This is a genomic window from Salinimicrobium soli (assembly GCF_048323655.1).
Lineage (GTDB): Bacteria > Bacteroidota > Bacteroidia > Flavobacteriales > Flavobacteriaceae > Salinimicrobium > Salinimicrobium soli.
Genome location: NZ_JBLUWW010000002.1, coordinates 522,199 through 547,779, shown reverse-complemented (window position 1 = coordinate 547,779; position 25,581 = coordinate 522,199). Strand labels below are relative to the sequence as shown.

Sequence of the window (25,581 nt, the reverse complement as noted above, 5' to 3'; positions counted from 1 at the left end):
TATCTTCAAATATGATTAATGAAGAATATTTTTACGATTTTCCGGTGTTTGAAACCGCTCGGCTTATACTTCGGAAAATAGAATTAGAAGACGCAGCGGACATACAAGCCATCCGTTCAGACCAGAAGGTAATGACCTATATGGATTCTTATGAACATAAGACGCTGGAGGATTCTGAAAAATTCATTTCTGAAGGTCTCCAGAGATATGACTCTCAAAAAGGCCTTTTTTGGGGCCTGGTAGAAAAATCTTCCAAAGAATTTATAGGCGATTTTTCATTTTGGAGAATTGACCGGAAGAATTCAAGGGCAGAGATCGGTTACACTCTAAAACCTCAGTATTGGGGGAAAGGATATATGAAGGAGGCCATGCTGAGGCTCATCACTTTTGGATTTGATGATTTGAACCTGCACAGTTTAGAAGCCAATATCAATCCTGGGAACGAAAATTCCCGGAACATTCTACTGAAATTAGGTTTTAAAAAGGAAGGGTACTTCAGGGAAAACTATTTCTATAATGGAAAATACCTGGACAGTGAGATCTATTCTTTACTCAAAAAAGACTTTATAGAGCAAGGCTCTTTCTGAACCCTGTCCACATGATAAGGTTCCAAAAATGGCATTTTTGAAGATCTTTTCGAAAAAGGCCTGGAAAGTGGACCTTTTTTTACCAGAACCTTTATACCGGAGAAGCCCCGAATTTTCCTTAAAAAAGTTCTAAATTTGCGGCCTTTAAAGCCCTCTTAAAAATGTCAGAATTACAGGAAAATTCAGGAACAGAAAATACAACTTTAAGTCCGCAGGAAAATCCGCCTCGGCTGTATTCAAAGACGATCATCCTCGTGTTCGCGCTGTTGTTCTCCACCATTTTTTCAGCTGTTCTGCTTATGATCAACCTTCGCACGCTCGGTAAAAGGAGCGCGGCCATACAGGTGCTCATATTTGGTGTTCTCTACCTCATCGCTACCGGCGTTGTGATCCAGCTCTTAAGCCTGCAGCCAAGTTATACCTTCATAGCCAATGTTATTGGAGCGGCAATCCTAAACGAATATTTCTGGAACAGGCACATTGGCCGGGACCGGGAATATATCGGGAAAAGCTGGTTAAAGCCATTGAGCATCTCTTTATTGATCGCTCTAAGCATGTTCCTGTTGCTGCTTGCTGCTGTTTAATGGCTTTTTAAATGGTTAAAAATTAGATTTTCCGTAGTTTTAGTCCCCTAAAAAACCAACTATGCGAAAAACTACCTTTCTGGGCCTTGGCCTTGCCGCCCTCACACTTTTATCCTGTAAAGAAGAGAAGTCTTCAGTAAGTACTTCTTCCACCGTTGTTTCTTCGGAAGCTTTGAATCCGCAGAAAATAGATGAATTGGGAGACCGGTACAACGAACTGGGGAGATTCAGCGGAAGTATCCTCGTGGCTGAAGACGGAGAAGTGGTATACACAGAATTCTTTGGAATGGCAGAGTATGAGAAGAATAGAAGTTTTTCTGAAGAGACCACCTTTTCATTGGGACCTGTTTCTAATTTTATGCTGCACGATTCCGGAAAGCAAATTCAGAATAAAAAAATGGCCGATTCTTTAGCGGTTGAATCAGAAAAGGCACTTACCGTTCTAATAAAGGAACTTGAGCTGCAAAACACATTTTTACAGGACACGGCTCCCAAAAATGCCGCCACGGGATATGTTCACAGCATAGGACCTAACGGACCTGAAATCCAACCTGTAACTCCCACCGGCGAAAAACAGCTTTGGACAACAGCAAAAGACCTCGGGAAGATCCTTGCAGAAATAGCTGATGACAAGCTTATTCAGGATGGATACCTCGAGGCAGGTGGGTTTAGTTATGCGATAAGAAAGAATAACGATCTAACCGTCCTGGTGCTCAGTAATCGCAGGCATCCTGTTGCCGCTGAAATGGCAAATAGTATTGAGCAGCTGTGGAAGCGGGAAGGGTATCAACTACCCCTGCTGCGGAAGGAGATTGAAGTCTCCCCTTCCCTTCTAAACACCTATGCCGGCACTTATGAGTTGGGCCCGGGGGCAGAGCTTGAAGTCATTTCAGAAAAAGACAGCCTTTTCTTAATGATGGGACCTCAAAAAATTCATTTAAAACCCCAGTCAGAGAACCAGTTCTTTATGGACAATAGTGAAGCGGCCATCAGGTTTGAAAAGGATTCCACAGGGACTGTTGCTTCGGCGGTACTGCTGGACGGATTTTTAGAAGGTAATTCCATACCGAAGAAGTAAGTTTCAAGCGCGCCATGGCCGTATATCTTGAAATCCAAAGCTTTCTCTCAGGCTTAGAGCCTGAAGGCATACCTGCAGAAAGAAAGGAAATTTTGCAGTCCCTTATTCAATACCTTCAGGAGAAGGTCCGGAAAAATGAGGAGATCAAACTGAATTTCATCTGCACCCATAATTCCCGCAGAAGCCACCTTTCACAGGTCTGGGCCCAGACGCTGGCTCATCATTTTCAGATCATGAACGTGGTTTGCTATTCCGGGGGTACTGAAGCTACCGCACTTTACGCGGCGGTATTAGAGACCTTGAAGAAATCAGGATTTCAGGTTCAGAATCTTTCCCAAGGAAATAATCCTGTTTACGCGATCAAATATTCCGAAGACCGGCACCCCGTGATAGGCTTTTCCAAAAAAGTGGATGATCCTTTTAATCCGCGAACGGCCTTTGCTGCGGTAATGACCTGTTCTGAAGCCGATGAAGCCTGCCCGGTGGTAACGGGCGCCGAAATCAGGATTCCCCTCACTTATGAGGATCCGAAGAAGTTCGATGCTATGCCACAGCAGGCCGAAATGTACCTGGAGCGCAGTAATCAGATCGCCACTGAACTTATGTATGTTTTTAGCCGAATAAGACCTTGATGAACCAAAAAAAGAAATTAGGCTTTCTCGACAAGAATCTCACCCTGTGGATCTTTGCCGCGATGATCATTGGAGTAGGATTAGGATACGCCTTTCCTGCCATACCGGAGCTGATAAATTCCTACAGCAGCGGAAGCACGAACCTGCCAATCGCCATCGGGCTTATCTTGATGATGTATCCTCCCCTGGCTAAGGTCAATTACGCCCTGCTACCTAAAGTATTCCGCAATACCAGGATACTTGCTATCTCCCTCATCCTTAACTGGATCATTGGCCCTGTTCTAATGTTCATATTGGCCATTATTTTTCTGCAGGATCATCCTGAATATATGGTAGGACTGATCCTGATAGGCCTGGCACGCTGTATCGCCATGGTGCTGGTATGGAACGACCTGGCCGATGGCAGCAGCGAATACGGCGCCGGCCTTGTAGCCCTCAACAGCATTTTCCAGGTCTTTGCCTATAGTTTTTATGCCTGGATCTTTATTACGGTCCTGCCCCCCTATTTTGGTTTTGAAGGTGCCATAGTAGAAATTTCCATTGCGACCATTGCCGAAAGCGTTGCCATTTACCTGGGAATTCCATTTGCGGCAGGGATCCTCAGCCGACTCATCCTGGTAAGATTAAAGGGAGAAGCCTGGTACAAAAACACTTTTATTCCTGCCATTTCCCCGCTTACCCTGATCGCTTTGCTGTTCACTATCGTGGTAATGTTCTCCCTAAAAGGTGAATTGATCGTGCAGATACCATTGGATGTGCTCCTCATCGCTGTACCCCTGTTGATCTATTTTACCCTGATGTTCTTAATTGGTTTTTTCTTTTCTAAAGCCATGGGAGCTGAATATGACAAGACAGCATCAGTGGCTTTTACTGCAGCGGGAAACAATTTTGAACTGGCTATTGCCGTGGCTATTGGCGTCTTCGGACTTAACTCCGGCCAGGCATTTACCGGGGTTATTGGCCCTCTGGTGGAAGTGCCTGCTCTGATCTTCCTGGTACGAGTCTCTTTCTGGCTGAAAGACAAATACTACGGAAGGATTAAGGTCTAAATCAACTTCTCCTTCAGGTGCCGTCCGGGACAGAAGTTTGTTATTCCTTATATTAAAATATTTTACACTAAATTAGACAAGCCCCTCTAATTCAGTTTGTAACCAATCAATCACTCAATATGATGAATTACACATCAAGATCTTTAAAGATCACCGTACTTTTTGTGGGGGCATTTTTCTATCTCTCCGGAATTTTTGCCCAGACCAAAGCTCAAAAAATAGAAGAGCTGCTTAATAAATATCAGGAGTATGGCCAGTTCAATGGCTCTGCACTGGTGGCCGAAGATGGAAAGATCATTCTATCTAAAGGCTTTGGAATGGCCAATATGGAATATGACATCCCAAACAAGGCCGAGACCAAACACAGGTTGGGTTCCATTACCAAACAGTTCACTGCTACCCTTATTATGCAACTCGTGCAAGAAGGGAAACTTGAACTTGACAAACCCATTTCCACTTACCTTCCCGATTATAAGGGCCCGGCTGCAGATAAAGTGACCATACATCATTTACTCACCCACAGTTCGGGTATTCCAAGTTACACTTCCTTCCCCGGATTTTTCCAGGAGTACAGCCGTGATCCCTACAGTCCGAAGGAATTCGTAAAGACCTTTGCCGACTCCACCCTGCAGTTCGCACCGGGAGAGAAGTTTGAATATAACAACTCCGGTTATTTCCTGCTGGGGTACATCATTGAGAAAGTCACCGGCAAATCTTATGAGCAGGCACTGCAGGAAAGGATCTTTGATCCCCTGAACATGAATAACACGGGGTATGATCACCATGCCAACATACTTAAGAACAGGGCATCGGGATATGAGAAGAACGGTAACGGGTATGTCAACGCACCATACCTGGATATGTCCCTCCCCTATGCCGCCGGCTCCTTGTATTCTACAGTAGAAGACTTATATAAATGGGATCGTGCCCTATATGAAAACAAGATACTTTCCGAAGAATCTAAAAAACTGATGTTCTCTCCGCAGATCAAAGACGGAGAAGGCTACTATGGCTACGGTTGGATGATGACGGATCTTCCTGTTGGCGACACCAAAGACAGTGTGAAGGTGATCGCTCATGGTGGTGGTATAAATGGGTTCAACACTTTAATTGCAAGATTCCCTGAAGGGGACGATCTCGTGGTGCTGCTTAATAACACCGGGGGCACAAAACTTCGGGAAATGACTAAGAGCATCAACGATATTTTACACGGGGAAGATTACGAGCTTCCAAAAAGGTCGCTGGCCATGAATGTTCTTCCGGTATTCAGGGAAAAAGGTGTTGAGGCCGGTATGAAGAAGTTCAAAGAACTTAAGGCAGATGATTCGTACTCTTTAAATGAGGCCGAAATGAACCGGATAGGCTATCAATTGTTGCAGAATGGCAAAGTGGACGAGGCTATAGCAGTCTTTAAAATTAATGTGGAAGAATTCCCTAAATCCTGGAATGTGTATGACAGCCTGGGAGAAGCTTATATGAATGCCGGGCAAAAAGAAAAGGCGGTCACAAACTACAAAAGATCGCTTGAATTGAATCCCGATAACGACAACGGAAAACAAATGCTCAAACAGATTGAAGGTCAATAAATTTGACTCGATTTTCTTATTTTTAAACCTTCCCTTCGGAAGGTTTTTTTGTGCCAAATTACTGGCAAAGAATGAAAATTTAGGATCACTCATAAGGACCAAAAGTGAAGAACGCTCAAAAACTTCTCATCATTAAACTACTGCATACCGTGGTATGGGCCTTCTTTGTTGCCATCATTTTCTACGTGGTCTACTCGGGAGTTGTCAATGAGATCACCCCCTTTACCTGGGTCGCGATCGGCCTTGTGCTGGCAGAAGGATTAGTTTTATTGATCTTCAAAATGTTTTGTCCTCTTACCCTGATAGCGCGGAAATACTCTGCTTCTGAAAAGGATAATTTTGACATCTTTCTGCCCAACTGGGTCGCCCGGCATAACAAAGTAATTTTCACCTCTATTTTTTTGGTCGGGGTGGTGCTGGTATTGCTTCGGGTATTTATAAAATAAGCTTAACTTGAAGCCGAAATCTGCCCGACAATGACCGATGTAATCCAGATCTTTAAGTATAAGGAACTGTTCACCAAAGAGACGTATACGCCTCAAAACCGGAAACATTTAAATGATCTGCCGGTACAAATAAGTTCAACTACAGGTTTTTTAAAAGAAGAGACAGTGTACCTGCCACTTTCAAAACAAAAACCCGGATCAACTTCACCTGACCTTTTGATCATCCAGGATCTTCTGGCGCATGATATACCCGGAGACAGCTGGTTACAGGAATCCCGCAAAGCCTTTAGGACAATCTTTCATCAGGATCTTTACCTAAAGAGGTCCTTTGAGCTTTTTAAGCTGAAGAAATCTGCTGAAGACCGTTATGACCTGCACCTCGACTACGAATCCAATTCCGGAACTATTGGTTTTCCACAACGACAGGATCACAAGCTGTGTGAATTAATACCCGGTCAACCCGTACGTTTCCGCATTAATGGAAAATCGGATTTTAGCCTTACCGGCAGAAAAGAACGCACTTTTCATGAATTTGATTATGTGATCGAATGGCTGGGAAAGGCTGAAAAAATTGAATTTTTGGATACCCAACGTACTAAAGATCTACCTCTGAAGTTTTCGAATGTCATAAATGAACGCAAACTATTGCGGTAGAAATGCTTTTCTTCAAAATTCCATTTTCTGCACAACATCTATATAACCACCTGATTTTTAGCTATATTTAAAATTGTTTAGACCACGTTCAGTTCCTCTTTAAGGGTTTGATCTGTACATCCCCCCCCACTAGTTTTTTAAAATTGGACCGTCCTGCTCCTCGGTTTAGAGTCTGGTCAGGAAGGTCAATCAGGGAAGTTAATTCAGAAGAAAAAATCCTATGATCTCAATCTTCCGGTATATTAGAAAGTCTCTTCTTATGGAAAATAAAACTTCCAGGTATTTGAAATATGCGGTGGGAGAAATTCTCCTGGTGGTAATAGGGATCCTTATAGCCCTGCAGATCAACAATGCCAATCAAAAGCGCATCGAAAATGAAGAATTGTGGGGGTATTTACAAAACATACGGTCAAATGTAAAAACAGATCTCGAACAAGCCAATAATCTAAATTTTGTGCTGGACCAACTCGCAGCTAACACCCCGAGATTCTGGCAGCTTCGTTCCAAATCTGATTTTACCTACAATGATTACAGGCTTACAGAAGATCACCTCAATACCATTGCGGCGATTGAAGCTTTCAACCCCAATTCTTACGGTTTTGAAACCCTTAAATCCACCGGCTATATAGGTAAACTCCAGGGAACTGATATGGAAGTTCTATTGTTCAATTATTATGACCTGGTGGAAAAGATCAAAAAGTGGAACGAAAGAGATCTGGAACTCTTTGAGAACCTCGTAAAAGAAGAACAGATCAATGAATGGGGAATTTCAGCAGAGGTCAGTTACAAAATGATGCAGGACAGCACCTATTTTCCTTCGGTACGTGACAAGTATCTGGATAAATTAAATTCCCGCATTTATGATTCTGCAGTGGCGATGTTCAGTTATAATCCCTTTCGGCCTCTTTTATTGGAATTGAATTTCCTCGGCAGAAGTATAATTTCCCTTATAGACGGGAATACCCTGGAGGCTTCACCTGAGATCATGCGTTCAGTTGAATTGTATAATTCCGGCTTCTCAGACATTGGCGAAGAAGAGGTGGTCATCAATGGTATCATTCCGCGATCTGTCACCTTTTTCGGAGCCTCTAATCAGGGTTTTGAGAAAGTGAAGCTCGAAGGTCAGGAAGACCGGTTAAAGTTCAGTATAAGTCCAAACCTGGAATGGGCAGCGGCTATGTTGGTAGTTGATTCCCTGGGGCAGAACGTAAGGGCCAGTAAAGATTTTAGGGAATACCAAAGCATTGAACTTGAACTTAAAGGTGAGGAAGGAAACGAAGAGTTGGCTTTGGCGCTAAAGGACAAATATGATCCGGATGACGGAACAGAATCAAGAGCCGATTTAAAATTGTCTAAGAACTGGAAAACCTATCGATTTGATCTCCGGAAAAATTTTCCCACAGCCGATCTCAAGATCTTACATCAATTGGCCGGTTTTGTCACTTTAGACCCCAATGGAGTGACATTTTACGTCAGGAACATCAGGTTCTTAGAAGAATAAGATCGTTTCGAAGGCTATGGATAAGGAATTGCTTCTTCTGTAAAAATTGTTTTTTTTATCTTTAAGTAACATCAGTCATATTTTCTGAAGCTATTAAACTTCCCTACTTCAGAAGGAGCCTAAAAAAGCTGATTTATGCCTAGTTTCTTTCACAGGTTAAGAATGCGTCTCATACGACAGAACCGTTTTATTGGGTATCTGAAGTATGCAATAGGTGAGATTGTACTGGTGGTGATCGGGATCTTGCTGGCTCTACAGATCAACAACTGGAATAAAGCCCGGATCAACAATAATCTAAAACAGGAATACCTTCTACGTCTAATAGATGATCTACAGGAAGATAAGGCCATTTTACAGGCCACACTCAACTATTCACTCACCGTTCATTCCCATGCTAAAAAAGCCGTGGTAATTCTGGAGAAACCAGATCAGGCCCTAAAGGATCCTGTGAATAGTCTTGTTCACTTGTACCAGTCCAGTCAGTTACAAACTCCTGCTGCGGTAAAATCAACTTATCTGGAATTAATTTCTTCAGGTCAAATTAACCTTCTAAAGAATACCCCACTTAAAACATCCTTAATAAGGTATTACGAATATGACTGGGCAGTATCTAATACCATGGCACTTTTAAATGATTACCGCGAAGCATTAAGAAGCAAAATGGCAGACCCAATCCAGGATAAGATCAGAAAGGAGTGTGGAGATAAATATTTTAAAATAAGAGACACTTATGAAGTAATGCTTCCAAAAGACTGTACCATATTTCTGGATGAAAAAGCAGCAAAAAAAGCTGTACAGGATATTACTAAAGTGGAGAACCTAAAAGAGAAATTACGGGTGCACATCAGCAACCTGGAAGCTAAGATTGAATTCATGAAACAGGTCAAAAAAATTCAGGAAAAATTGATCAAAGAGTTAGAGGCAGTGGTTTAACTCCCCCTCTAAAAACTGGATAACCTTCTGCTGAATCATCTTCGGGTACGCCCTTCTGCCAGACATGAAAATGCCTGCACAAGAGGATCACCCCTTTAAAAAGGAGCCTTCCCCCTCCACTTTTTAATCGTTTTTTTAGGAATTATGTAACTTTCGCGTCTCATTAAAAACAAATACCTAATCAATAACCATTACCAAAAAATGAAATTTAATTTCAGCCTTTTTCTTATTCTGTTTTCCGTAGCCATCAGCCCTGCTCAATCCATTGATACCCTAAGTTTTTTTTCCCCGGTCTTTGACCAAACAAGAACGGTTTATATACATAAGCCTGATATTTATAAGTACAAATCAGACACTTTGAAAATGCCCGTAGTCTACCTGTTAGACGGCCAGCACGAGTGGTTCGTGAACCCAATACTTTCAGACATTGAATATTTACAAAATACACATGAGATCCCTAATGCACTGGTAGTAGTAATACCGCTTTTGGATAGAAGAAAAGAATGTGAAATCGGGGACTTGAAAATGGAACTTCCCCTTCACAAATTTATTACTCAGGAATTAAAACATGAATTGGAAAGATACAATCATGGTGACCTGAGAGTTCTTATAGGTCATTCTTTTTCGGCCTCCTTCTCACTCTATTCTTTTCTTCATGAGCCTGAACATTATTCGGCTGTGTTCGCCCATTCTCCCCTGGATCAAATGGACAAACTTCTGGAAGAACTTAATAAAAGCACTCAACAAGACCAGGAGAAAATATATTTGTCGGTTGGTGGAATCTCACCGGATAAAGATCATTACCACAGAAAGAACTATAACAGGTTAAAAACAGAATTCCCTGAATTTTTTATGAATGTCAACACATTCGAAGCAGATAATTCTGCTCACAATGCTGTACCCATAGTCGCAAACCCATGGTTTTTGACAGAATTCTTCAGCGGATTCAAAGGTAGATACTCAAAAATTGCCGAAGTAGATGAAGAATACCTCTTGATTGAACAACCTGATTCCCTTGAGGCCGAGATGACGAAACTATTATCGCTGTCCAAGATCAATGATCAACCTTATCCTCCTGAAATAGCAGATCTATATGGAATCGCCTCCAGGTATTCTTATAACGGTTATAAGGAATATGCCAGAAAGGTGTATGAACTCGGCATAGAATTTTTTCCTAATTTCTACGGATTTCATTTATCGCTTTATGAACAGTTGATCAGTAAAAATGCACAAAAGGCAAAACAACATCTCAATAAAGCGGAAGTGTTATTAAATACCATTGATAAAGACCTGGAAAACAAAAATGAATTGCTTGAAGCTATTAAAAATGCAAGATCCAAAAATGGGTGGTAACCAATTACTTTCCGCTATCTCCTTTCTTATTAGCTGTTTGATTTCTTTCTCTTGCGCGGGACAGATCTATGATACTAAAAACCTGAAGATCGAAAAGATAAGGGAGAACGTATTTCAGCATATTTCGTTTCTTAAAACTGAAAATTTTGGAGATGTTCCCTGCAACGGAATGATCTATTTTGATGGAAAGGAGACGATCGTTTTCGACACCCCGGTAAATTCGCAGGCCAGCGAAGAGCTGATTGATTGGATCGAAAAAGAGAAGGATCAAAAAATAAAGGCGGTGGTGGTCACCCATTTCCATATTGATTGCCTTGGCGGGCTGGCGGTATTCCATGAAAGAGGTATCGCCTCTTATGCCCATGAACTTACGGTTAAATTGGCTGCCGAAAAGGGAGAGGTTTTACCACAGCACAAATTCAAAAGTGAGCTGCAACTAAGCTGCGGAGATGAGAACACTCTTATAAAGCATTTTGGAAAAGGCCATACAGCAGATAATGTTGTGGCTTATATTCCCTCTCAGAATGTGCTATTTGGAGGCTGTCTTATAAAAGAAATAGGGGCCGGCAAAGGTAACCTCGCCGATGCCAGCCCACTGGAATGGTCTCAAACTGTGCAAAAGATCAAAAACGCTTATCCTGAAGTCGAACTAGTGATCCCGGGGCATGGGAAACCCGGAGATGCTCAATTACTGGATTATACCTTAGACCTATTTGAATAAAGAAATCTATTATGAACTACCCCGTTAATTTTAGACCAGGAAACTTCCACCTATACTATAAAAAACTTAATTACCGGGAGCAATAATTTCTAAAGTCCCGGTGTAATGTCCCCTCCTGGAATAGTTTTACTTCCTGAGAGGTCAGGTGAAAAGCCAATGAGTTGCCTATTATTAATGGAGGTAATTCACCCGACTCCCACTTCATACGGAATAAATTCAAATACAGGAAGAGGTACATAAGTAAAAAACCTTTTCCTACACCGACCTTTTCTAATTGGAAGGTACAATAGGTGTCAAAGGGCCGGAATATTGACCGTCATTTAAAGTTGTCCCTGACCCCCAAATCCATCCAAAAGTTTCCCAGGTAATTGTATAGGTATCATTAGTTTTCGACAGAATTACAGTACCGTGAGTCCCGATATAGAAAAATGGTAAAGTTTCGCTAAAAACTTCTACCGTACCCGGAGTTTTTGCTTCTTCTTTGACAGTATAGCTTCCAATTTCCAGTTCACTTTCAGAAAGGGAATTAAAAGTAAAAATTACTTCTATTCCGTCTTCCCTGGACATCCAATTTTTGGTGGCTAATTGTAACACCCACTCGTCTGTAGTTTCAACAGGTATTTTCAGAGTCCCCTGGTGAAGGTAATAGGTATCTACCTGACCTCCCGGTAAAGTTACTGTTCCCAAGACAGTTGGTTTTACAAAGGGATCCTGAGCTACTGGATTAGCTTCGTCATCTGAGCTGCAGGCTGTAAGAAACAGCATAAAAAAGCTCATTAAAAATACTTTTGTTTTCATAGTCTTAAACTTTAAAATTCATTGCCTTAAACAGAACTGGGAACCTGTTATTCATTTAAAATAGTCCGTTCACCATTTCACCATAGCTTAAATCCCTAAGAACCCATTACGGTCCTGGAAGGAGATGGCCAATAAAGTTACCGCTGCTCGTATACAAAAATCCTCCTCCCCAGAAATACCCTCTAACCTTCCAACTTATTGTATAAATACCGTTGTCTTCTGCCACGGTTACATCCCCGTTAACAGTATCAAAATATCCTGCTGGGAATTGCTCCAATACAATTACCGTCAAGGGGGACTCCAATTCGGGATCTACAGCATAAGTACCCGATTCTAATCTCTGGTCATCAGAGGAATAGAAAACGAAGTCAACGTGGGCGCCATCATCCCGGCTCATCCAGTTCAATGTCTCCAGACTTACCACCCAATAATGCTCTTCCCATAGGCCAATTGTTCCCATATTTAATTTGAATTCATCACCCCCTACCTCTACGATTCCCAAAATTGGAGGTGGCACGTATGGATCCTGATTAACCACAGGAGCTTCGTCATCTGAGCTGCAGGCTGTAAGAAACAGCATAATAAAGCTCATAAAAAATACCTTTGTTCTCATGGTGATATATTTAAAAAGTTAGTTGTAGAATGGAGAATTCATGTCTTTTGCCTATCCTGAAGCTCACCAGGCAGGATAAATGTGCACTACAGGACCGGTGTAATGCCCTGAAATTGTTGCCTCACCCTCATTCAGGAAATATCCTGAGACTTCCCAGGTAATTGTGTAGATGTCGTTAGTTCTAGAAATATTCACGGTTCCCCCGTCGAGATCAAAAAATGGTTTGTTAGGGTAAAAAAGCTGCTGTATATCCACTGTCCCATCAGAATGCGCACCATCACTTATAACATAGGTCCCCATCTCAAGATCGATTAGGATAGGTGAGCTAAAGGAAAAAGTGATCAATACGCCGTTTTCCCTGGAAGCCCAGTCCCTGGTGTAGAGTTTTAGCACGGTATACTCACTGGTATAGGAATACTTTAACTGCCCCTGATGAAGCACATAATCCTTCAACGGTATTAATGAACCATCGATGGTCACGCTTCCGTAAACAGTTGGTTCGTCATTGGTAGGGGGCATAGTTACCATAGCGTCGTCATCAGAACTGCAACCTGTAGAGAACAGGAGGAAACAGCCCATCGCAACCAAAAGAGTTGTAGTTGTTTTCATAGCACACATGTTTTAGTAGTGTATAACAATCAGCAGGATGCTTCCCGGGCAATTACCGCAGTAGATTAGATTTGGTATAAATAAATTTAAGCTATTCCCTTTTCATCAAAATAAACATAACTCACAATATTTCAGTTAGTTATGGTTAATTTCTACAGATAGAGCTTCAGAAAATATTTTTCACTTTTTTAACAGGCTTTCAGGCACAGAAATTCAGGCATTGACCAAAAAAACCAATGTTTGCTTAACACATTTTCAGAAATTTCCGATCCTTGACCCTCCCGGTTTTCATTAATATTATAACAACTTTTCCCCGGAATACTTCACAGAATATTCTAGGGAAAAAGCGGGTAGGATCCTTTAGTTTCGAGGAGTATATAAGGACAGAATGGAGCGATCTTCAAAAGGATCGGCTAAGAAATTCACCCAAAAAAAACAGGAGGAGGTTTAGGACCATTGATCCAACCTCCTCCCGTTCCTTATTATGTATTAATAGTTGGGAATGATATGCGCTAAAACTCCCGAGTATTGGCCACTGCTGCCGGTTTCATCACCACCCCAGAAACTTCCGGTGGTTTCCCAGGTTATGGTATAAATATTATTTTCCATTGAAACAACTACAGTTCCGTGAAGGGCAGCAAACACATTCCCTCCGGCACTGCCATATACTTCCACTGTGCCGGGCATATCTGCTTCTTCTTTAACGGTATAGGATCCCATCTCTAATTCATCTTCTGAAAAGGAATTGAAAGAAAAGCTTACCTCTATTCCGTCTTCCCTGGACATCCAGTTCTTTGTGGCAACCTGTAGCACCCATTCTTCTGATCTCACAACAGGTATTCTCAGGATCCCCTGGTGAAGGTTGTATTGCACTTCCGGATCATCCTCGAAGGTCACTGTTCCTAAAACAGCGGGTTCCACGAAGGGGTCTTGAGCTGGGCCGGCGTCATCATCTGAACTGCACCCCATCATAAAAAGGAGCAGGCAGCTCATTACTACTGTATTTGTAAGAGTTTTCATAGCACAATAATTTTAGTTATACGAAATGAATTGTATTCAGAAAACTTTGGAGCCATGTAAAAAAGGGGAATTCCTTCTCCGTCCCCGGGTGAGGAATAAGGGGATTTATAAAATTACACAATTTAAAAACCTAAAACAACAATAAAAGCTTAATAATTAGGCAGTTACAGCTCAAGAGAAGGTTCTAAAGCGAGTTCAGTTGGTATGTTAGAAACAGGAAACCGGTAGATTAAGAGGTCGTTTTACCAACAAAAATTTCAGAGTAAAAAAGCAGCAGTATGGTTTTCCTCATGACCCTGACGATTAATTTTTATAGATTTATAAAGACTTGGAAAACCTGCTGTTTTCAGGGGAAAATAACTGACAAACGCAAAACTTTTGCAAGAGTTAAAGGCACGAATAATTTGTTTTTTGCATTTGCAGATACATTCCCGATAAATAATGAATTAGATACTCCGTCCAGAGCATTAATTTTAGTTAATGAAAAGGATGAACTAATTTATTTGTGGTATGAAGAAATTGATTTGTTCGGTTGTAGTTGTTTGTAGAGCTAAAAAGTTTGCCGCCATCGGTTAACGATTAAATAGCGGAATACCTCTCAAAAATGCCATTTTTGACTACCTTTAAAATAATTACTTAACCGAACATTTACGTTCCCCAAGTCCCTGCCTTCCCTCAGGGGATAGCCGGGACCGCTGGCAAACATTGATAGGTTCTAAAATTAGAATTTACCTAAATCACTAAAAAGATAAAGCTTCAAATTTAAAGGAGAAATAACCAATTCAACCTTTGTAATTAATCAATCTAAATAACCATCATGAAAAAATATTCTTTATTACTAATTGCCTTTTGTATGGTAATTACTACGGTCTTCGTACAATGCAAAAATCCTAAAACGGATGACACCCAACCAGAAACTCAAATAAACTCCTCTACTTCAGAAGTCCCATCTCAAGTAGAACAGTATATAGATAGTTCTGATGTAAAGGATATTGACAGTTTAGAAACAAACATCGATGAACCTGAACCAATAGTTGCTGAGAAAGAAATAAAAACAGAAAAACCTAAATCACCAGTTATTGATAAAAAAACAACAACAGAAAAGCCTGAATCACCAGTTGTCGCTAAGCCAGAAACAACTGTCGAATCGCCTAAACCGGTTGAGAATGATAAGCCGACACCAGTAATTGTTGATAAACCTCAAGATAAAGTTGTTGAAAAGCCGGAAGCACCGGTGAATGCCGCCTTTACTATGAAATCTGTAAAGGCAACAGTTCAGGGCACTTCCTCCTTGCACGAGTGGGAATCCAATATTACTAAAATTGAAGGCAAGGGTACATTTGAATTAGAAGACGAAGTGGTCACCCTGGTAAAAGACGCAGAAATTAAAATTACTGTGAAGGGTATAATAAGTGAAAAAGGAGATAAAATGGATAAAAAAACTTATGAAACCTTTAATTCAGATAAATATCCTTACATCACTTATTCGTTCAATAATGCCGCGGTAAAAACAAATGATTCCCAGGCTGTTCAAATGGATACCAATGGCACATTGAGCATGGCCGGAGTGAGTAAATCGGTTCCTATATCGGCAGTTGGAAAAAAATTACCAAATGGCGATTTGCACCTGACAGTTTCCAAAAAATTAAAGATGACAGACTTTGGTATGGAGCCGCCTGTCATGTTACTTGGAACTATAAAAGTTGGAGACGAAGTAACAGTCAACTTTGATTTTATTCTAGCCAAAAGTTAATGATCCTTAATTAGTTTAGTTACCTCAAAATTCACGGTTATCTTGAAACTAAGGGTAGTCGCGATGGTTCTGGATCACGTCCCGCCTACCGATGCTTCCGACGCGATAACCGGGACCGTTGCGCTTCATAATTTCACCACGCGATATTCTAAAGAACAAAATACGTAATTGATTAATTATTATATATTTAGAAATACAATCAATTCTTTAATGATAAAGTTCTTTAAAACAACCACTAACCAAAAACCAATATTATGAAAATCCAAAAATCAACCTTGCTACCCTTGATATTGTCGGTAGTAGCTTTATCTTTCGTGCATTCCTGCAAGTCTGATAAAAATCAACAGGAAGATGCTCTACAAGAAGTTAAGGAAGCAAATGCCAAACCCACTGACGTAGTCGACATCACCACCGAGACTATGGAGTTCCAAATGCCCGATACGATCCCTTCCGGATGGGTAACATGGAGGTACCATAACAAATCGACTCAAACCCACTTTATCCTTATCGATGACTACCCCGAAGGAAAAACACTTGATACTATAAGAGAAAGGATACTTGCCCCATTTAGTGATTGGGCTAATCTAATGAATGAAGGAAAAACGGAAGAAGCATTTAATCAGTTCAACAGAATACCACAGTGGTTTAGCGAAGTCAAGTGGCCTGGCGGTGTGGGTATGATATCCCCGGGGAATACGGCAGAAACCATCCTCAAACTCGAGCCGGGTACTTATTTTATTGAATGTTATGTCAAAATGAATACGGGATTGCCCCATACTAATATGGGTATGATCAAAAAGCTGGTGGTTTCAGAGGCGCAGTCTAACCTGGAAGAACCTGTAGCCGATGTTTCCATCGATATTTCCGGTGAATCAGGAATTGTATTTGACCCACCCACCAAAGCCGGCAATTATACTTTTTCTGTGAATTTCATTGATCAAAAATCTTATGAGAATTGGGTTGGGCACGACGTTAATCTCGTTAAGTTGGACAAAGATACCGACATAAATGTTTTAGAGGCATGGATGGACTGGCGTGATCCTAAAGGACTCATCGAGCCTGCCCCCAATGGCTTAACCTTTCTTGGGGGTGTGAATGAAGCTCCTGCCGGGACCAAGGCCTATTTTAAGGCAAATATCCAACCTGGTAAATACGCCCTGATTTCCGAAGTACCAATGGCGGCGGATAAAAATTTGCTGAAGACATTTGAGATTACGGAATAGTCGAGAATTTGTAACTTTAGCCAACACGGTGTTTAATCAATTGCGAGTTGAATTTCCTAATCGGAAATTCAGCTCCTTTTGCAAAATCAGGTGCGTCAGTAGAAAATACTCACGCCCCTTTTCGGCACTAATTATAAACGACCCGTTAGCGTTACTGTAATGACTCAGAAAGAAATCATATTTTTTGAACTAAAAGAAGGTGGAGACTTTCTAAGAATTGAGGTAATAAGACTTGCTCATCCTCACGCCAAAGACGACTGGGATCACAGGTGGGTAAAATCCAATGTATCTCTCAAAGCTGGAGGTTTTTCCGGACAATTTGCATGTGATTTAATGATCTCAGATTTTCAGATTTTTAAAGAACAGCTTTCTGCACTTTATGAAAAGATGGATGGAATTGCCATTTTTAGCACTGTAGAAGAACAGATTGATATCAAGATAAAAGGTGACGGTCTCGGACACTTTGAAGCTCAATGTAAAGTTATGGATAGTCCTGGAACAGGTAATTCTCTTGATTTTGAATTGGAGTTCGACCAGACCTTTATTCCGCAAATTGTAAACCAGCTTGAAAAAGTAATTCAGACTTTCCCCGTTTCTGCCAGTCAAAAATAGCACCGGCTAAAAACACAGGCGATAGCTATGGCTATCCAAAAATGGCTTTTTTGAGAACTATTTTCCTGCATTCATTTCCATAAGAAACAGTCGGTTCAACTGAAAGTGCAATCTTCCCTTTAAGCCACTATTGTTAAGCGGGAGCGTTGGGTACACATTTATTTTAAAGTGTAACATATCAAAAGATGTATTGTTATTATTAAAAACAATAATGAAAATTCACCCTCTACTCTTCACCCTGTTATTTACATTTCAATTTAACGCTCAAACAAACAAAACAGAAGTCCTGACATTAGGTACATTTCATTTTAATTTCCCAAATAATGATGTCGTCCAAACAGAAAAATCGGGGCAAATTGATGTACTCGAACCTGGATATCAAGAAGAAATTGAATTGATAGTACAGAAACTTGAAAAATTCCAACCTACTATCATAATTATTGAGCATAAAACTTCAAAACAAAAGTTTATTGATTCATTATTCAACTCATATTTAAATGGAGAATATGACTTAAAGAGAGAAGAATCACAACAAATTGGATTTAGGTTAGCAAAGAAAATTGGAATTAAAAAGCTGTATTGTGTTGATGAATGGGGGGAATTCAATCAACAAGTTGATAAGGTATTTTCAGGAAAAGATCCGGTAGAACAGAAGAAGTTCAATAATTATTTTAAAGAAAATACGGATTCCCATTTAAAATATAGTCCAAAGAATGTCTTTCAGAAAGAAGGCATTCTGGCTGAACTAAGTAAAATAAACGATCCTGAAAATATTAGAAAAAGCTTAGGTAATTATTTAATTGGACCATTTAAATACGAAAGTAACGAAGGAGATTTCTTTGGAGTTAATTTTGAAACTGGTCGCTGGTTTAATAGAAACCTGAAAATCTTCAGAAATATTCAAAGGATCGATATAAATCCAAATGATAAAATTCTTGTTATCTATGGTTCAGGTCATATGAATATACTCAACATATTATTTGACAGTTCTCCTGAATATGAATTAGTGAATACAAATAGTTTCCTTCAATAAAACAGTAGGCTACAGCGGTTAACAAACAAATTGCGGGAGGTCTTCCAAAAATGTCATTTTTGACTACTTTTAAGAAGATAACATAACCGACAGATCATGTTTCCCAAGTCCGCTAAACATGCCTTAACCGGGAAGGTTGGATGAAAGCCTGAGAAACGAACATTTGACAAACAAATGACACCGAATTTTTACTTTCTAACCACCAAAAATTATCCTGAAGTGGCCAGTGCATTTGCACCAGATAATACCAAACTATCACATCAATTGATTCCAGAACTTGATGAAGCTGATAAATTACCGTTCGAATTGAATTTAGTCAAAATTTCGGTTGGTACAAACGGATTGATAAAAAGTGACCTCTCAGGATTGAACACAATCTGGCTCGATTTACAACCAAATAGTCTTGCCTGGTATTTGGTGTCAGAAAAACTTAGGGATCTTATAAATAGAAATTTGAAAGGTAACGAACATCTTAAATGGATTTCAGCAGTAATTAACAATGGAACGGAAAAGCGGATTTATTACATTCCGAGATTTGAAAAAAAATTAGATGTGTTGGATGAGAAAAGAACTATGTATGTCAAAGGAACAGATCACATTATAAACCCCTGTTTCTCCTTAAAAAAGATCAGGAATTATGCTATTTTCCATAAACCAGACTCACTTGATTTTTGGAGAATCCCAAGTGGTTTATACATTGATAAAACTGTTAAAGAAGATATACTAAAAAACAAATTAACTGGAGTAGAATTCGAGCAAGTAAGGACTGCTTAAAAGGCAAACACCTAAAACCAAGTATCCAAACTATTTTCCTACATTTATTTCCATAAGAAACAGCCGGTTCAACTGAAAGTGCAATCTTCCCTACACGCCACTTGTGAAAGCCTGTACGTTAGCCACAAACAAAAAAAATGAATAACTGGAAAAGTCTCAAGGAAGATATTTATTTCGAAGATGGATCTTTAAGGGATATTTATATTTCCAAAACTGACAGAACGGATTGGGAAAGTTGGTGTAAACTGGTCAATAAAAATTATGATGTTGAATTCTATGACGGATTGTCCCGAAAAAAGACAACTCGAATCAACATCGATACAGTGTTTGAATTTTGGGACGATCGAGAAAAATTCCCTGACACTAATAATGCTACAATAAACTTGGGAAATGTAAAGGTTAAGTGCTATTTCTTCACGGAGAAAGAAATAGAAAATGACATTGAACCACGGGAAGTAAAAACAGAGAATGATCACCTAAATGTAATCGGATATTTAAAAGAGATTGCAGAAACTTTGAATAAAGATGTAGTACTGACATCTGAAAATCTGAAGGAAGATGTCTTAATGGAGATTAAAAAAGGCAGTGGCTATCAAAGCTTACGACCAGAAGATGAATAAAAAACTGGCTAAAATAATTTAGAATCGAAAAACATTAACTTAAAAACCGTAACTGACGGTTATAGGCGCCGTTGTGCATATTTAAGAAAATGAGCAAAATCCAATTACTAGAAAGGGAATTCAACAGACTTGCGAAAAAAATCTCAGTCCCAGAAAGGCTCAAACCGATTTTCGGATCTTCTCATAATGATGAAAAGCCATACATCTTTAAAGATTACACAAATGATCTTCATTATACCGCAAAAGAACGGGGACAAATCTTATTTGACAAAGTGACAACTGATTTTGACGAAATTCTTTATTGGATATTTGACGATATAACGACTTCAATGGCTTTTGATTATGAATTAAGAAACCGAAGAGAAGAACAAGATTGCAGGAGAATAGCATTTGATAAACAGATGCAATTAATGATTATCCTTAATAAAATATGGGGAGAGAAAACGGCTAAAAAGCACAGTGAAATATTATTGGAAAGTCCCTTTGATGATTTTGCTTCAATAAGAGCAAATTACTGCAGACATTTAAGAAAACTAGGGTTCAATGAGGATGAAATTAGCCAAAAAGCGTATCACAAATATCCTGAGCCATAAAATTATGGAGCTGTACTTATCTGCGGACAATCGGCTCTCCGGCTCGCACTGTTTCTATACGAAACGTCGGTAGACATGATTATAAAAAATGGAATGAAGTTTTCATTAGAACCATCAGTAAATTGTTATAGCTGCCTAAGAAAGAACAATTCACATCAATGGCTATCCAAAAATGGCTTTTTTGAGAACTATTTTCCTACATTTATTTCCATAAGAAACAGCGGGTTCAACTGAAAGTGCAATCTTCCCTACACGCCAATTTTGTTAACCGGAGATGTTAGTGCCTTAAACATAATTCTAACAAATGAGAAAAATCGAATTGATTTTCGGAACTGTCGCAGCCATATCAATAGTTTATAAGTTCATTTTAGGTAGCGAATTGAATCCGCTATTTATAATGTCTATTACGGGTTTGAGTGTGTTCTACACCTACTTCAGCATTGCTTATTTCAACAATATCCACTTCATAAAGATCTTAAAAAAGGAGTCTTACCGGGGTATTTCAACATGGAGAATATTTGGCACTATCGGACTGGGTTTCGGATTAGGGATTACCACTTTAGGCATTTTATGGTCTCTTATGTATTGGCCATTTAATACTTTTTATCCGTTAAGAATTCCAATTTTATTCATAATCGGATTAATCTCCATTATAAAATTTTCAACTACCAGATCGAACGATTATAAATCAATTATTACACGGATTTTAATAATTGGAGGTTTAGGCATTATTCTATGGGTAACTCCTCAAGAAACTTTAAATGAATTATTGGGAATAGAAATGAATGAAATGGCAGAAGTGAAACAAAAAGAAATAAAATGAATAACTCCCAGACACACCACCACAATACTTAACGGGCAATTGTGGGAGGCCTTCTAAAAATGTCATTTTTGACTACATTTAAAATCAACAACTAAACCTGACAAATTCGTGTCTCCAACTTCCTGTCTGCCGGCAGGCAGGCGCAACTTGTATTTAGTGAGACATTGCCCAAAATATGATTAATTTAAAGTGCATATGAAAGGAATTATCGGACATATATTTTTAAACGTAAAAGATTTCAATGAATCTGAATCTTTCTATAATAAACTGTTAACTCTAATCGGTTTTGAAATCGATCACGTAGATGAGGGCGATTTTGGAAAATTAAAATCCTATAAACAGGGAGAACATAATATTTGGATCCGTTTTGACCAAAATAAGGAAAGTAATGAATTTGTACGGAATGTCGGACTGGACCATTTAGCATTTGAACTTAAAAGCGAATCTGAAGTTGACAAAACTTACGAGGTAGTTAAAGACCTGAACGTGAAAATTACTCGTGAACCCAGAAAATATCCCGAATACTCAGAAACTTATTACGCATTCTTTTTCCGTGACCCAAACGGCATACCGTTGGAAATTTATTTGCAATAACTGAATTTGGACTACTGAGAATAACTGTTACCCAAAAATACTGTCAGCAAAAATGAAGCAACTACTATTTACACTTTGCGTAATGGCAACAATGACAAGTTGTGACTTGAAGACCAACAAATCAAAAAATATGGAAGAACAAAAAAATGAACCGGACAAAAACCTTTCCCAGCAGGACACCACACCTAAAGTGACAGGAATTGGTGGAATTTTCTTTTTCTCAGATAATCCTGAAAAGACAAAAGAATGGTATTCAGAAAATTTAGGACTTGAAGTAAATGAATGGGGTTCAAGCTTTGAATTCAGAAATGCAAACAGACCAGACGAAATAAATTACTTGCAATGGAGTCCGTTCAAACAAGGGAGTGAATATTTTGCCCCTTCGAAAAAGGAGTTTATGATAAACTACAGAGTCCAAAATATAGAAGGACTTGTAAAGAAACTCCGGGATAATGGCGTAACAATCCTTGATAGCATTGAAACATTTGATTACGGGAAATTTGTTCATATCATGGATGCGGAAGGAAACAAAATAGAACTGTGGGAACCAATCGACAGTGTATTTACAGCAATGGGTGGTAAAACAACCAAATGAAAATAAAGCCGACCGCATAACGGCGTTTGTTTCAACAGATCGTTACAGAAAGGAAGCATTAATAAGCAAGCTGTGGGAAAACCCTTAACAAGGAGTGAAAAACGGAGCATTACCTTGGAAAACCCGGAATAATCCTTCTTTTAATAGCAAATCTTATCCTTTAGCAAATCATCCCACTCCCATTTCGATTAGTTGTTGGGTATCTGCTCATCTTAAATGCCTTTAGTATTCTATTACTTCGGAAAAGTACTGCAAGCTAGACAATGATAACGCAGACAGAGGGATCTATGAATTAAAGAATCAGGCAATTGATACTGAGTAATCATCAGAATTCCAGAGCTTTATTTCCTGATAATACCGGCCTTCCTGCTAATTGCGATAAATTTTCAGTAAATTTCTAAGGATTCCTGCAGAAGCATTCCTTCTCACTTATCACCTTAAGAGGATTTCTGCTGTAGATCTTTATAAAATTACAAACTAAAACTCCTATGCGAAGATCAGTTTTATTCATAGCACTTTTTTTATCCCCTCTAATGGGATATCCGCAACAAAATGATAGTCTCAAGGAGCCTGTCATTCCGGTAGAAAAGATCGAACTCCTGAAGAATATAAATATCACGTTTGATATGCGTATGGAGTTTCAGGCATATACCTATAGAGGTGGTGACAACTATTACAACGGGATCCAGTTTCAAAACGGATTTACAGCTCTCGGAATTTCGGGCAAACTTCACGAAAGACTGAATTTTAAATTTAGAAACCGGTTTAATAAAAACAGTGATGTGCAAACCCTGGATAGGTTGGGCAGCAATATTGAACTGGCTTACATCGATGTCAAAATAAGTCCGGCCTTTAATATCCTCCTTGGAAAAATGAACGCTTTTTACGGCGGATATGAATACGAATTCAGTGCCCTGGATGTTCTGGAGTATAACGATATTTACGGAAATGCCCTGGCATTTGTTACCGGAGCGGGAGTTACTTTTCAAGCCTCAAATAACCATCAATTCGGATTGCAGGTGCTAAACTCACGCACCATGCATTATGACGATCTCTACGGAGATATTGTTGCAGAAAATATCCAGGAACCCGATTGGCCGGTTGCAGTAGTTGGAAATTGGAGAGGAAGTTTCTTTGATGGAAAATTCCAGACCATTTACAGCTTGAGCTACTCCAATGAAGTAAAAAAAAGAGGTACCTCTTTTTTTACCTTAGGCCATAAATACCAAGACCGTGATCTAACCCTTATGTATGACTTTCATTATAGTTATGAAGATGTTGATACCAAAGGTATTCTGACCGGTATACTTGGTAACAGGCTGGCTGAAGATGTACTTTACATTGAAAACTGGTTAAGGGCAGAATACCGCTTCAGCCCTAAATGGAAAGGCCTGCTTACCCTCATGACCAGCAGCGCCTATGGAAACGTCCAAACCAGCCGGGACCATATGAGAACGAGCTATGGAGCCATTCCAACCTTATACTACAGCCCCTTCAAAAATATTGACCTCCGTTTTTACCTGGCCTATATCGGTCGGTATTATGATTATTCACCTTACGCCATAGAGGAACTGGGCGAATCCAGTTATAATAAGAATGAGGTTCGGGTTGGTTTTATCGCTCCCCTGTTGTTATTGTAGAAGTATTTAAATAAAAATCACATCCAAATTAATCCCTACCCGATAATCTTCGGAAGGATTCTTTTCCGGTTTTCAGATCAATAAACCAAAAAAGTTTAATTTCACCTTCTTTTTAAACATTTAGTGAATGAAGGCTATTGTCTTAAAAACTCATGGAGGAGTTGAAAATTTTGAATTAAGAGAAGTCCCTGATCCGGAAATAGGAAAAAATGAGGTGCTGGTACAAATAAAAGCTTGTTCCTTTAATCCTGCTGATTACCAGATAAGGCAAGGAGGCCCCGAAACAAATATGGTAAGTTCTATGATCCTTGGCCGTGACCTGTCGGGAATTGTCTTAAAAACAGGAAAAAAGGTAAACAGTTTGAAAGCGGGAGACGAGGTAATGGCCTACTCGAGTATAATGGGATCTAATGGATCAAACGCTGAACTAATAGCCTTACCTGCAAACATTCTGGGAAAAAAGCCAAAAAATCTTTCCTGGAGCCAGGCTGCCGCTATACCGGTAGTTGGATTGACTGCTCTTCAAACCATAAAACAAACAAATCTAAAACCAGAACAAAATATTTTTATTACCGGAGGTTCCGGCGGGGTGGGTAGTTTCTTTATAAAACTTGCTCAACATTTCCGGATAAATAATATCATAACCACGGCCGGAAGTGAAAAGAGTAAGGAGTATCTAATTGATCTTGGCTTAAAAGCTGAACAGATCATTGACTACAGGCAGGAGGATCTGGTTAGAAAAATACTCGAATTGAATGCAGACAAATATTTTGATGTCTGTATTGATTTTGTGGGTGGAAACATTTCTGAAATAGCTGCAGGCGTCCTGAAAATTAAAGGTACGTTTGTAGATATTCCTTTCCTCACCACAAGTACTGCAAGAACAATTTTATTCAATAAATCTGCAACTGTCCAGAATATTGCGATTTATTCAAATGCTTTGACTGAAGAGGCAGAACTGCGAAATCAATTTTCAGAAAATTTAAATATTCTTAGCCAACTGTTCGAACAGGAAGTCCTTGAACCCCTGCCAGTAAATGAGATAGGTGATTTTTCAGTTAAAACCGTGCAGACCGGGCATACGCTTCTCGAACAAAATGCTATGAAGGGGAAACTGGTTATGAGGATAAATTGAGAGCCGCATTGATTCCAGGAAG

At 39.6% G+C, this 25,581-nt stretch carries 28 protein-coding genes; 24 read left to right on the top strand and 4 right to left on the bottom strand.

Annotated features, from left to right (window positions below; genetic code table 11):
* Positions 1 to 11 precede the first annotated feature (11 nt).
* The 12 genes from ACNORC_RS07965 (at position 12) to bla (ending at position 11,124) form a co-directional block, all read left to right on the top strand.
* A complete protein-coding gene (locus ACNORC_RS07965) occupies positions 12 to 587 on the top strand; it encodes a GNAT family N-acetyltransferase (protein ID WP_418335092.1) in 576 nt (191 codons plus the stop codon).
* 161 nt (positions 588 to 748) lie between these two features.
* A complete protein-coding gene (locus tag ACNORC_RS07960) occupies positions 749 to 1,171 on the top strand; it encodes a hypothetical protein (RefSeq protein WP_418335091.1) in 423 nt (140 codons plus the stop codon).
* Positions 1,172 to 1,232: 61 nt separating this feature from the next.
* Complete coding sequence (locus ACNORC_RS07955) at positions 1,233 to 2,249, top strand: DUF3471 domain-containing protein (protein WP_418335090.1); 1,017 nt, start codon at positions 1,233 to 1,235, stop codon at positions 2,247 to 2,249.
* Between the two features lie 14 nt (positions 2,250 to 2,263).
* Positions 2,264 to 2,881 (top strand): arsenate-mycothiol transferase ArsC, encoded by a 618-nt coding sequence (locus ACNORC_RS07950; protein WP_418335089.1) that lies wholly within the window; start codon positions 2,264 to 2,266, stop codon positions 2,879 to 2,881.
* Positions 2,881 to 3,930: an ACR3 family arsenite efflux transporter gene (gene arsB, locus ACNORC_RS07945; RefSeq protein WP_418335088.1), complete on the top strand. Its 1,050-nt coding sequence runs from the start codon at positions 2,881 to 2,883 to the stop codon at positions 3,928 to 3,930. The genes ACNORC_RS07950 and arsB overlap by 1 nt, the downstream gene beginning before the upstream one ends.
* A gap of 119 nt (positions 3,931 to 4,049) precedes the next feature.
* Positions 4,050 to 5,516 carry a serine hydrolase gene (locus tag ACNORC_RS07940; RefSeq protein ID WP_418335087.1) on the top strand — a complete coding sequence of 489 codons (1,467 nt, stop codon included), beginning with the start codon at positions 4,050 to 4,052 and terminating at the stop codon, positions 5,514 to 5,516.
* A gap of 104 nt (positions 5,517 to 5,620) precedes the next feature.
* Positions 5,621 to 5,962, top strand: coding sequence for a hypothetical protein (locus ACNORC_RS07935; protein ID WP_418335086.1), 342 nt, complete (start codon positions 5,621 to 5,623; stop codon positions 5,960 to 5,962).
* Between the two features lie 30 nt (positions 5,963 to 5,992).
* A complete protein-coding gene (locus ACNORC_RS07930; RefSeq protein WP_418335085.1) occupies positions 5,993 to 6,616 on the top strand; it encodes a hypothetical protein in 624 nt (207 codons plus the stop codon).
* 259 nt (positions 6,617 to 6,875) lie between these two features.
* The gene (locus ACNORC_RS07925; protein WP_418335084.1) at positions 6,876 to 8,117 is read left to right on the top strand and encodes a DUF6090 family protein; all 1,242 of its coding nucleotides are present in this window, start codon (positions 6,876 to 6,878) and stop codon (positions 8,115 to 8,117) included.
* Between the two features lie 135 nt (positions 8,118 to 8,252).
* On the top strand, positions 8,253 to 9,050 hold the full coding sequence (locus tag ACNORC_RS07920) for a DUF6090 family protein (RefSeq protein WP_418335083.1): 798 nt from the start codon (positions 8,253 to 8,255) through the stop codon (positions 9,048 to 9,050).
* Positions 9,051 to 9,251: 201 nt separating this feature from the next.
* Positions 9,252 to 10,403 (top strand): alpha/beta hydrolase-fold protein, encoded by a 1,152-nt coding sequence (locus ACNORC_RS07915; RefSeq protein WP_418335082.1) that lies wholly within the window; start codon positions 9,252 to 9,254, stop codon positions 10,401 to 10,403.
* A complete protein-coding gene (bla, locus tag ACNORC_RS07910) occupies positions 10,378 to 11,124 on the top strand; it encodes a subclass B1 metallo-beta-lactamase (RefSeq protein ID WP_418335081.1) in 747 nt (248 codons plus the stop codon). The genes ACNORC_RS07915 and bla overlap by 26 nt, the downstream gene beginning before the upstream one ends.
* Positions 11,125 to 11,394: 270 nt before the next feature.
* Here the strand turns inward: bla and ACNORC_RS07905 are convergent, their stop codons facing one another.
* From ACNORC_RS07905 to ACNORC_RS07890, 4 genes are all read right to left on the bottom strand, one after another.
* The gene (locus tag ACNORC_RS07905; RefSeq protein WP_418335080.1) at positions 11,395 to 11,922 is read right to left on the bottom strand and encodes a hypothetical protein; all 528 of its coding nucleotides are present in this window, start codon (positions 11,920 to 11,922) and stop codon (positions 11,395 to 11,397) included.
* A 106-nt stretch (positions 11,923 to 12,028) separates the two neighbouring features.
* A complete protein-coding gene (locus ACNORC_RS07900) occupies positions 12,029 to 12,535 on the bottom strand; it encodes a hypothetical protein (RefSeq protein WP_418335079.1) in 507 nt (168 codons plus the stop codon).
* A gap of 63 nt (positions 12,536 to 12,598) precedes the next feature.
* Complete coding sequence (locus ACNORC_RS07895; RefSeq protein WP_418335078.1) at positions 12,599 to 13,144, bottom strand: hypothetical protein; 546 nt, start codon at positions 13,142 to 13,144, stop codon at positions 12,599 to 12,601.
* A gap of 489 nt (positions 13,145 to 13,633) precedes the next feature.
* Positions 13,634 to 14,164: a hypothetical protein gene (locus tag ACNORC_RS07890; protein ID WP_418335077.1), complete on the bottom strand. Its 531-nt coding sequence runs from the start codon at positions 14,162 to 14,164 to the stop codon at positions 13,634 to 13,636.
* A gap of 817 nt (positions 14,165 to 14,981) precedes the next feature.
* Here ACNORC_RS07890 and ACNORC_RS07885 point away from each other — a divergent pair.
* The 12 genes from ACNORC_RS07885 (at position 14,982) to ACNORC_RS07830 (ending at position 25,559) form a co-directional block, all read left to right on the top strand.
* Positions 14,982 to 15,917, top strand: a complete 936-nt coding sequence (locus ACNORC_RS07885) for a YceI family protein (protein ID WP_418335076.1) — start codon at positions 14,982 to 14,984, stop codon at positions 15,915 to 15,917.
* Between the two features lie 275 nt (positions 15,918 to 16,192).
* Positions 16,193 to 17,140, top strand: a complete 948-nt coding sequence (locus ACNORC_RS07880) for a hypothetical protein (RefSeq protein ID WP_418335075.1) — start codon at positions 16,193 to 16,195, stop codon at positions 17,138 to 17,140.
* Positions 17,141 to 17,299: 159 nt separating this feature from the next.
* Entirely contained in the window at positions 17,300 to 17,752 is a 453-nt protein-coding gene (locus ACNORC_RS07875) for a WapI family immunity protein (protein WP_418335074.1), read from the top strand.
* A gap of 211 nt (positions 17,753 to 17,963) precedes the next feature.
* Entirely contained in the window at positions 17,964 to 18,785 is an 822-nt protein-coding gene (locus ACNORC_RS07870; protein ID WP_418335073.1) for a DUF5694 domain-containing protein, read from the top strand.
* Positions 18,786 to 18,959: 174 nt separating this feature from the next.
* Positions 18,960 to 19,559: an imm11 family protein gene (locus tag ACNORC_RS07865; RefSeq protein ID WP_418335072.1), complete on the top strand. Its 600-nt coding sequence runs from the start codon at positions 18,960 to 18,962 to the stop codon at positions 19,557 to 19,559.
* A gap of 137 nt (positions 19,560 to 19,696) precedes the next feature.
* A complete protein-coding gene (locus tag ACNORC_RS07860; protein WP_418335071.1) occupies positions 19,697 to 20,179 on the top strand; it encodes a hypothetical protein in 483 nt (160 codons plus the stop codon).
* 89 nt (positions 20,180 to 20,268) lie between these two features.
* Positions 20,269 to 20,772 carry an Imm63 family immunity protein gene (locus ACNORC_RS07855; protein ID WP_418335070.1) on the top strand — a complete coding sequence of 168 codons (504 nt, stop codon included), beginning with the start codon at positions 20,269 to 20,271 and terminating at the stop codon, positions 20,770 to 20,772.
* 304 nt (positions 20,773 to 21,076) lie between these two features.
* Positions 21,077 to 21,595: a hypothetical protein gene (locus ACNORC_RS07850; RefSeq protein ID WP_418335069.1), complete on the top strand. Its 519-nt coding sequence runs from the start codon at positions 21,077 to 21,079 to the stop codon at positions 21,593 to 21,595.
* 195 nt (positions 21,596 to 21,790) lie between these two features.
* Positions 21,791 to 22,189: a VOC family protein gene (locus ACNORC_RS07845; RefSeq protein WP_418335068.1), complete on the top strand. Its 399-nt coding sequence runs from the start codon at positions 21,791 to 21,793 to the stop codon at positions 22,187 to 22,189.
* 52 nt (positions 22,190 to 22,241) lie between these two features.
* Entirely contained in the window at positions 22,242 to 22,784 is a 543-nt protein-coding gene (locus tag ACNORC_RS07840) for a VOC family protein (RefSeq protein WP_418335067.1), read from the top strand.
* A 488-nt stretch (positions 22,785 to 23,272) separates the two neighbouring features.
* Positions 23,273 to 24,424 (top strand): porin, encoded by a 1,152-nt coding sequence (locus ACNORC_RS07835; RefSeq protein ID WP_418335066.1) that lies wholly within the window; start codon positions 23,273 to 23,275, stop codon positions 24,422 to 24,424.
* Between the two features lie 127 nt (positions 24,425 to 24,551).
* Positions 24,552 to 25,559, top strand: coding sequence for a quinone oxidoreductase family protein (locus ACNORC_RS07830; protein WP_418335065.1), 1,008 nt, complete (start codon positions 24,552 to 24,554; stop codon positions 25,557 to 25,559).
* The last annotated feature ends 22 nt before the right edge of the window (positions 25,560 to 25,581 follow it).

What these genes read in the sequence shown, in the direction of transcription:
- ACNORC_RS07850 (WP_418335069.1), top strand. Translation starts at nt 21,077, where the DNA reads ATGAGAAAAATCGAATTGATTTTCGGAACTGTCGCAGCCATATCAATA.
- ACNORC_RS07890 (WP_418335077.1), bottom strand. Translation starts at nt 14,164, where the DNA reads ATGAAAACTCTTACAAATACAGTAGTAATGAGCTGCCTGCTCCTTTTT.
- ACNORC_RS07920 (WP_418335083.1), top strand. Translation starts at nt 8,253, where the DNA reads ATGCCTAGTTTCTTTCACAGGTTAAGAATGCGTCTCATACGACAGAAC.
- ACNORC_RS07845 (WP_418335068.1), top strand. Translation starts at nt 21,791, where the DNA reads ATGAAAGGAATTATCGGACATATATTTTTAAACGTAAAAGATTTCAAT.
- ACNORC_RS07960 (WP_418335091.1), top strand. Translation starts at nt 749, where the DNA reads ATGTCAGAATTACAGGAAAATTCAGGAACAGAAAATACAACTTTAAGT.
- ACNORC_RS07860 (WP_418335071.1), top strand. Translation starts at nt 19,697, where the DNA reads ATGAATAACTGGAAAAGTCTCAAGGAAGATATTTATTTCGAAGATGGA.
- ACNORC_RS07955 (WP_418335090.1), top strand. Translation starts at nt 1,233, where the DNA reads ATGCGAAAAACTACCTTTCTGGGCCTTGGCCTTGCCGCCCTCACACTT.
- ACNORC_RS07950 (WP_418335089.1), top strand. Translation starts at nt 2,264, where the DNA reads ATGGCCGTATATCTTGAAATCCAAAGCTTTCTCTCAGGCTTAGAGCCT.
- ACNORC_RS07925 (WP_418335084.1), top strand. Translation starts at nt 6,876, where the DNA reads ATGGAAAATAAAACTTCCAGGTATTTGAAATATGCGGTGGGAGAAATT.
- ACNORC_RS07905 (WP_418335080.1), bottom strand. Translation starts at nt 11,922, where the DNA reads ATGAAAACAAAAGTATTTTTAATGAGCTTTTTTATGCTGTTTCTTACA.
- ACNORC_RS07930 (WP_418335085.1), top strand. Translation starts at nt 5,993, where the DNA reads ATGACCGATGTAATCCAGATCTTTAAGTATAAGGAACTGTTCACCAAA.
- ACNORC_RS07940 (WP_418335087.1), top strand. Translation starts at nt 4,050, where the DNA reads ATGATGAATTACACATCAAGATCTTTAAAGATCACCGTACTTTTTGTG.
- bla (WP_418335081.1), top strand. Translation starts at nt 10,378, where the DNA reads ATGCAAGATCCAAAAATGGGTGGTAACCAATTACTTTCCGCTATCTCC.
- ACNORC_RS07885 (WP_418335076.1), top strand. Translation starts at nt 14,982, where the DNA reads ATGAAAAAATATTCTTTATTACTAATTGCCTTTTGTATGGTAATTACT.
- ACNORC_RS07915 (WP_418335082.1), top strand. Translation starts at nt 9,252, where the DNA reads ATGAAATTTAATTTCAGCCTTTTTCTTATTCTGTTTTCCGTAGCCATC.
- ACNORC_RS07865 (WP_418335072.1), top strand. Translation starts at nt 18,960, where the DNA reads ATGACACCGAATTTTTACTTTCTAACCACCAAAAATTATCCTGAAGTG.
- ACNORC_RS07855 (WP_418335070.1), top strand. Translation starts at nt 20,269, where the DNA reads ATGAGCAAAATCCAATTACTAGAAAGGGAATTCAACAGACTTGCGAAA.
- ACNORC_RS07900 (WP_418335079.1), bottom strand. Translation starts at nt 12,535, where the DNA reads ATGAGAACAAAGGTATTTTTTATGAGCTTTATTATGCTGTTTCTTACA.
- ACNORC_RS07870 (WP_418335073.1), top strand. Translation starts at nt 17,964, where the DNA reads ATGAAAATTCACCCTCTACTCTTCACCCTGTTATTTACATTTCAATTT.
- ACNORC_RS07835 (WP_418335066.1), top strand. Translation starts at nt 23,273, where the DNA reads ATGCGAAGATCAGTTTTATTCATAGCACTTTTTTTATCCCCTCTAATG.
- ACNORC_RS07840 (WP_418335067.1), top strand. Translation starts at nt 22,242, where the DNA reads ATGAAGCAACTACTATTTACACTTTGCGTAATGGCAACAATGACAAGT.
- arsB (WP_418335088.1), top strand. Translation starts at nt 2,881, where the DNA reads ATGAACCAAAAAAAGAAATTAGGCTTTCTCGACAAGAATCTCACCCTG.
- ACNORC_RS07895 (WP_418335078.1), bottom strand. Translation starts at nt 13,144, where the DNA reads ATGAAAACAACTACAACTCTTTTGGTTGCGATGGGCTGTTTCCTCCTG.
- ACNORC_RS07875 (WP_418335074.1), top strand. Translation starts at nt 17,300, where the DNA reads ATGACTCAGAAAGAAATCATATTTTTTGAACTAAAAGAAGGTGGAGAC.
- ACNORC_RS07965 (WP_418335092.1), top strand. Translation starts at nt 12, where the DNA reads ATGATTAATGAAGAATATTTTTACGATTTTCCGGTGTTTGAAACCGCT.
- ACNORC_RS07830 (WP_418335065.1), top strand. Translation starts at nt 24,552, where the DNA reads ATGAAGGCTATTGTCTTAAAAACTCATGGAGGAGTTGAAAATTTTGAA.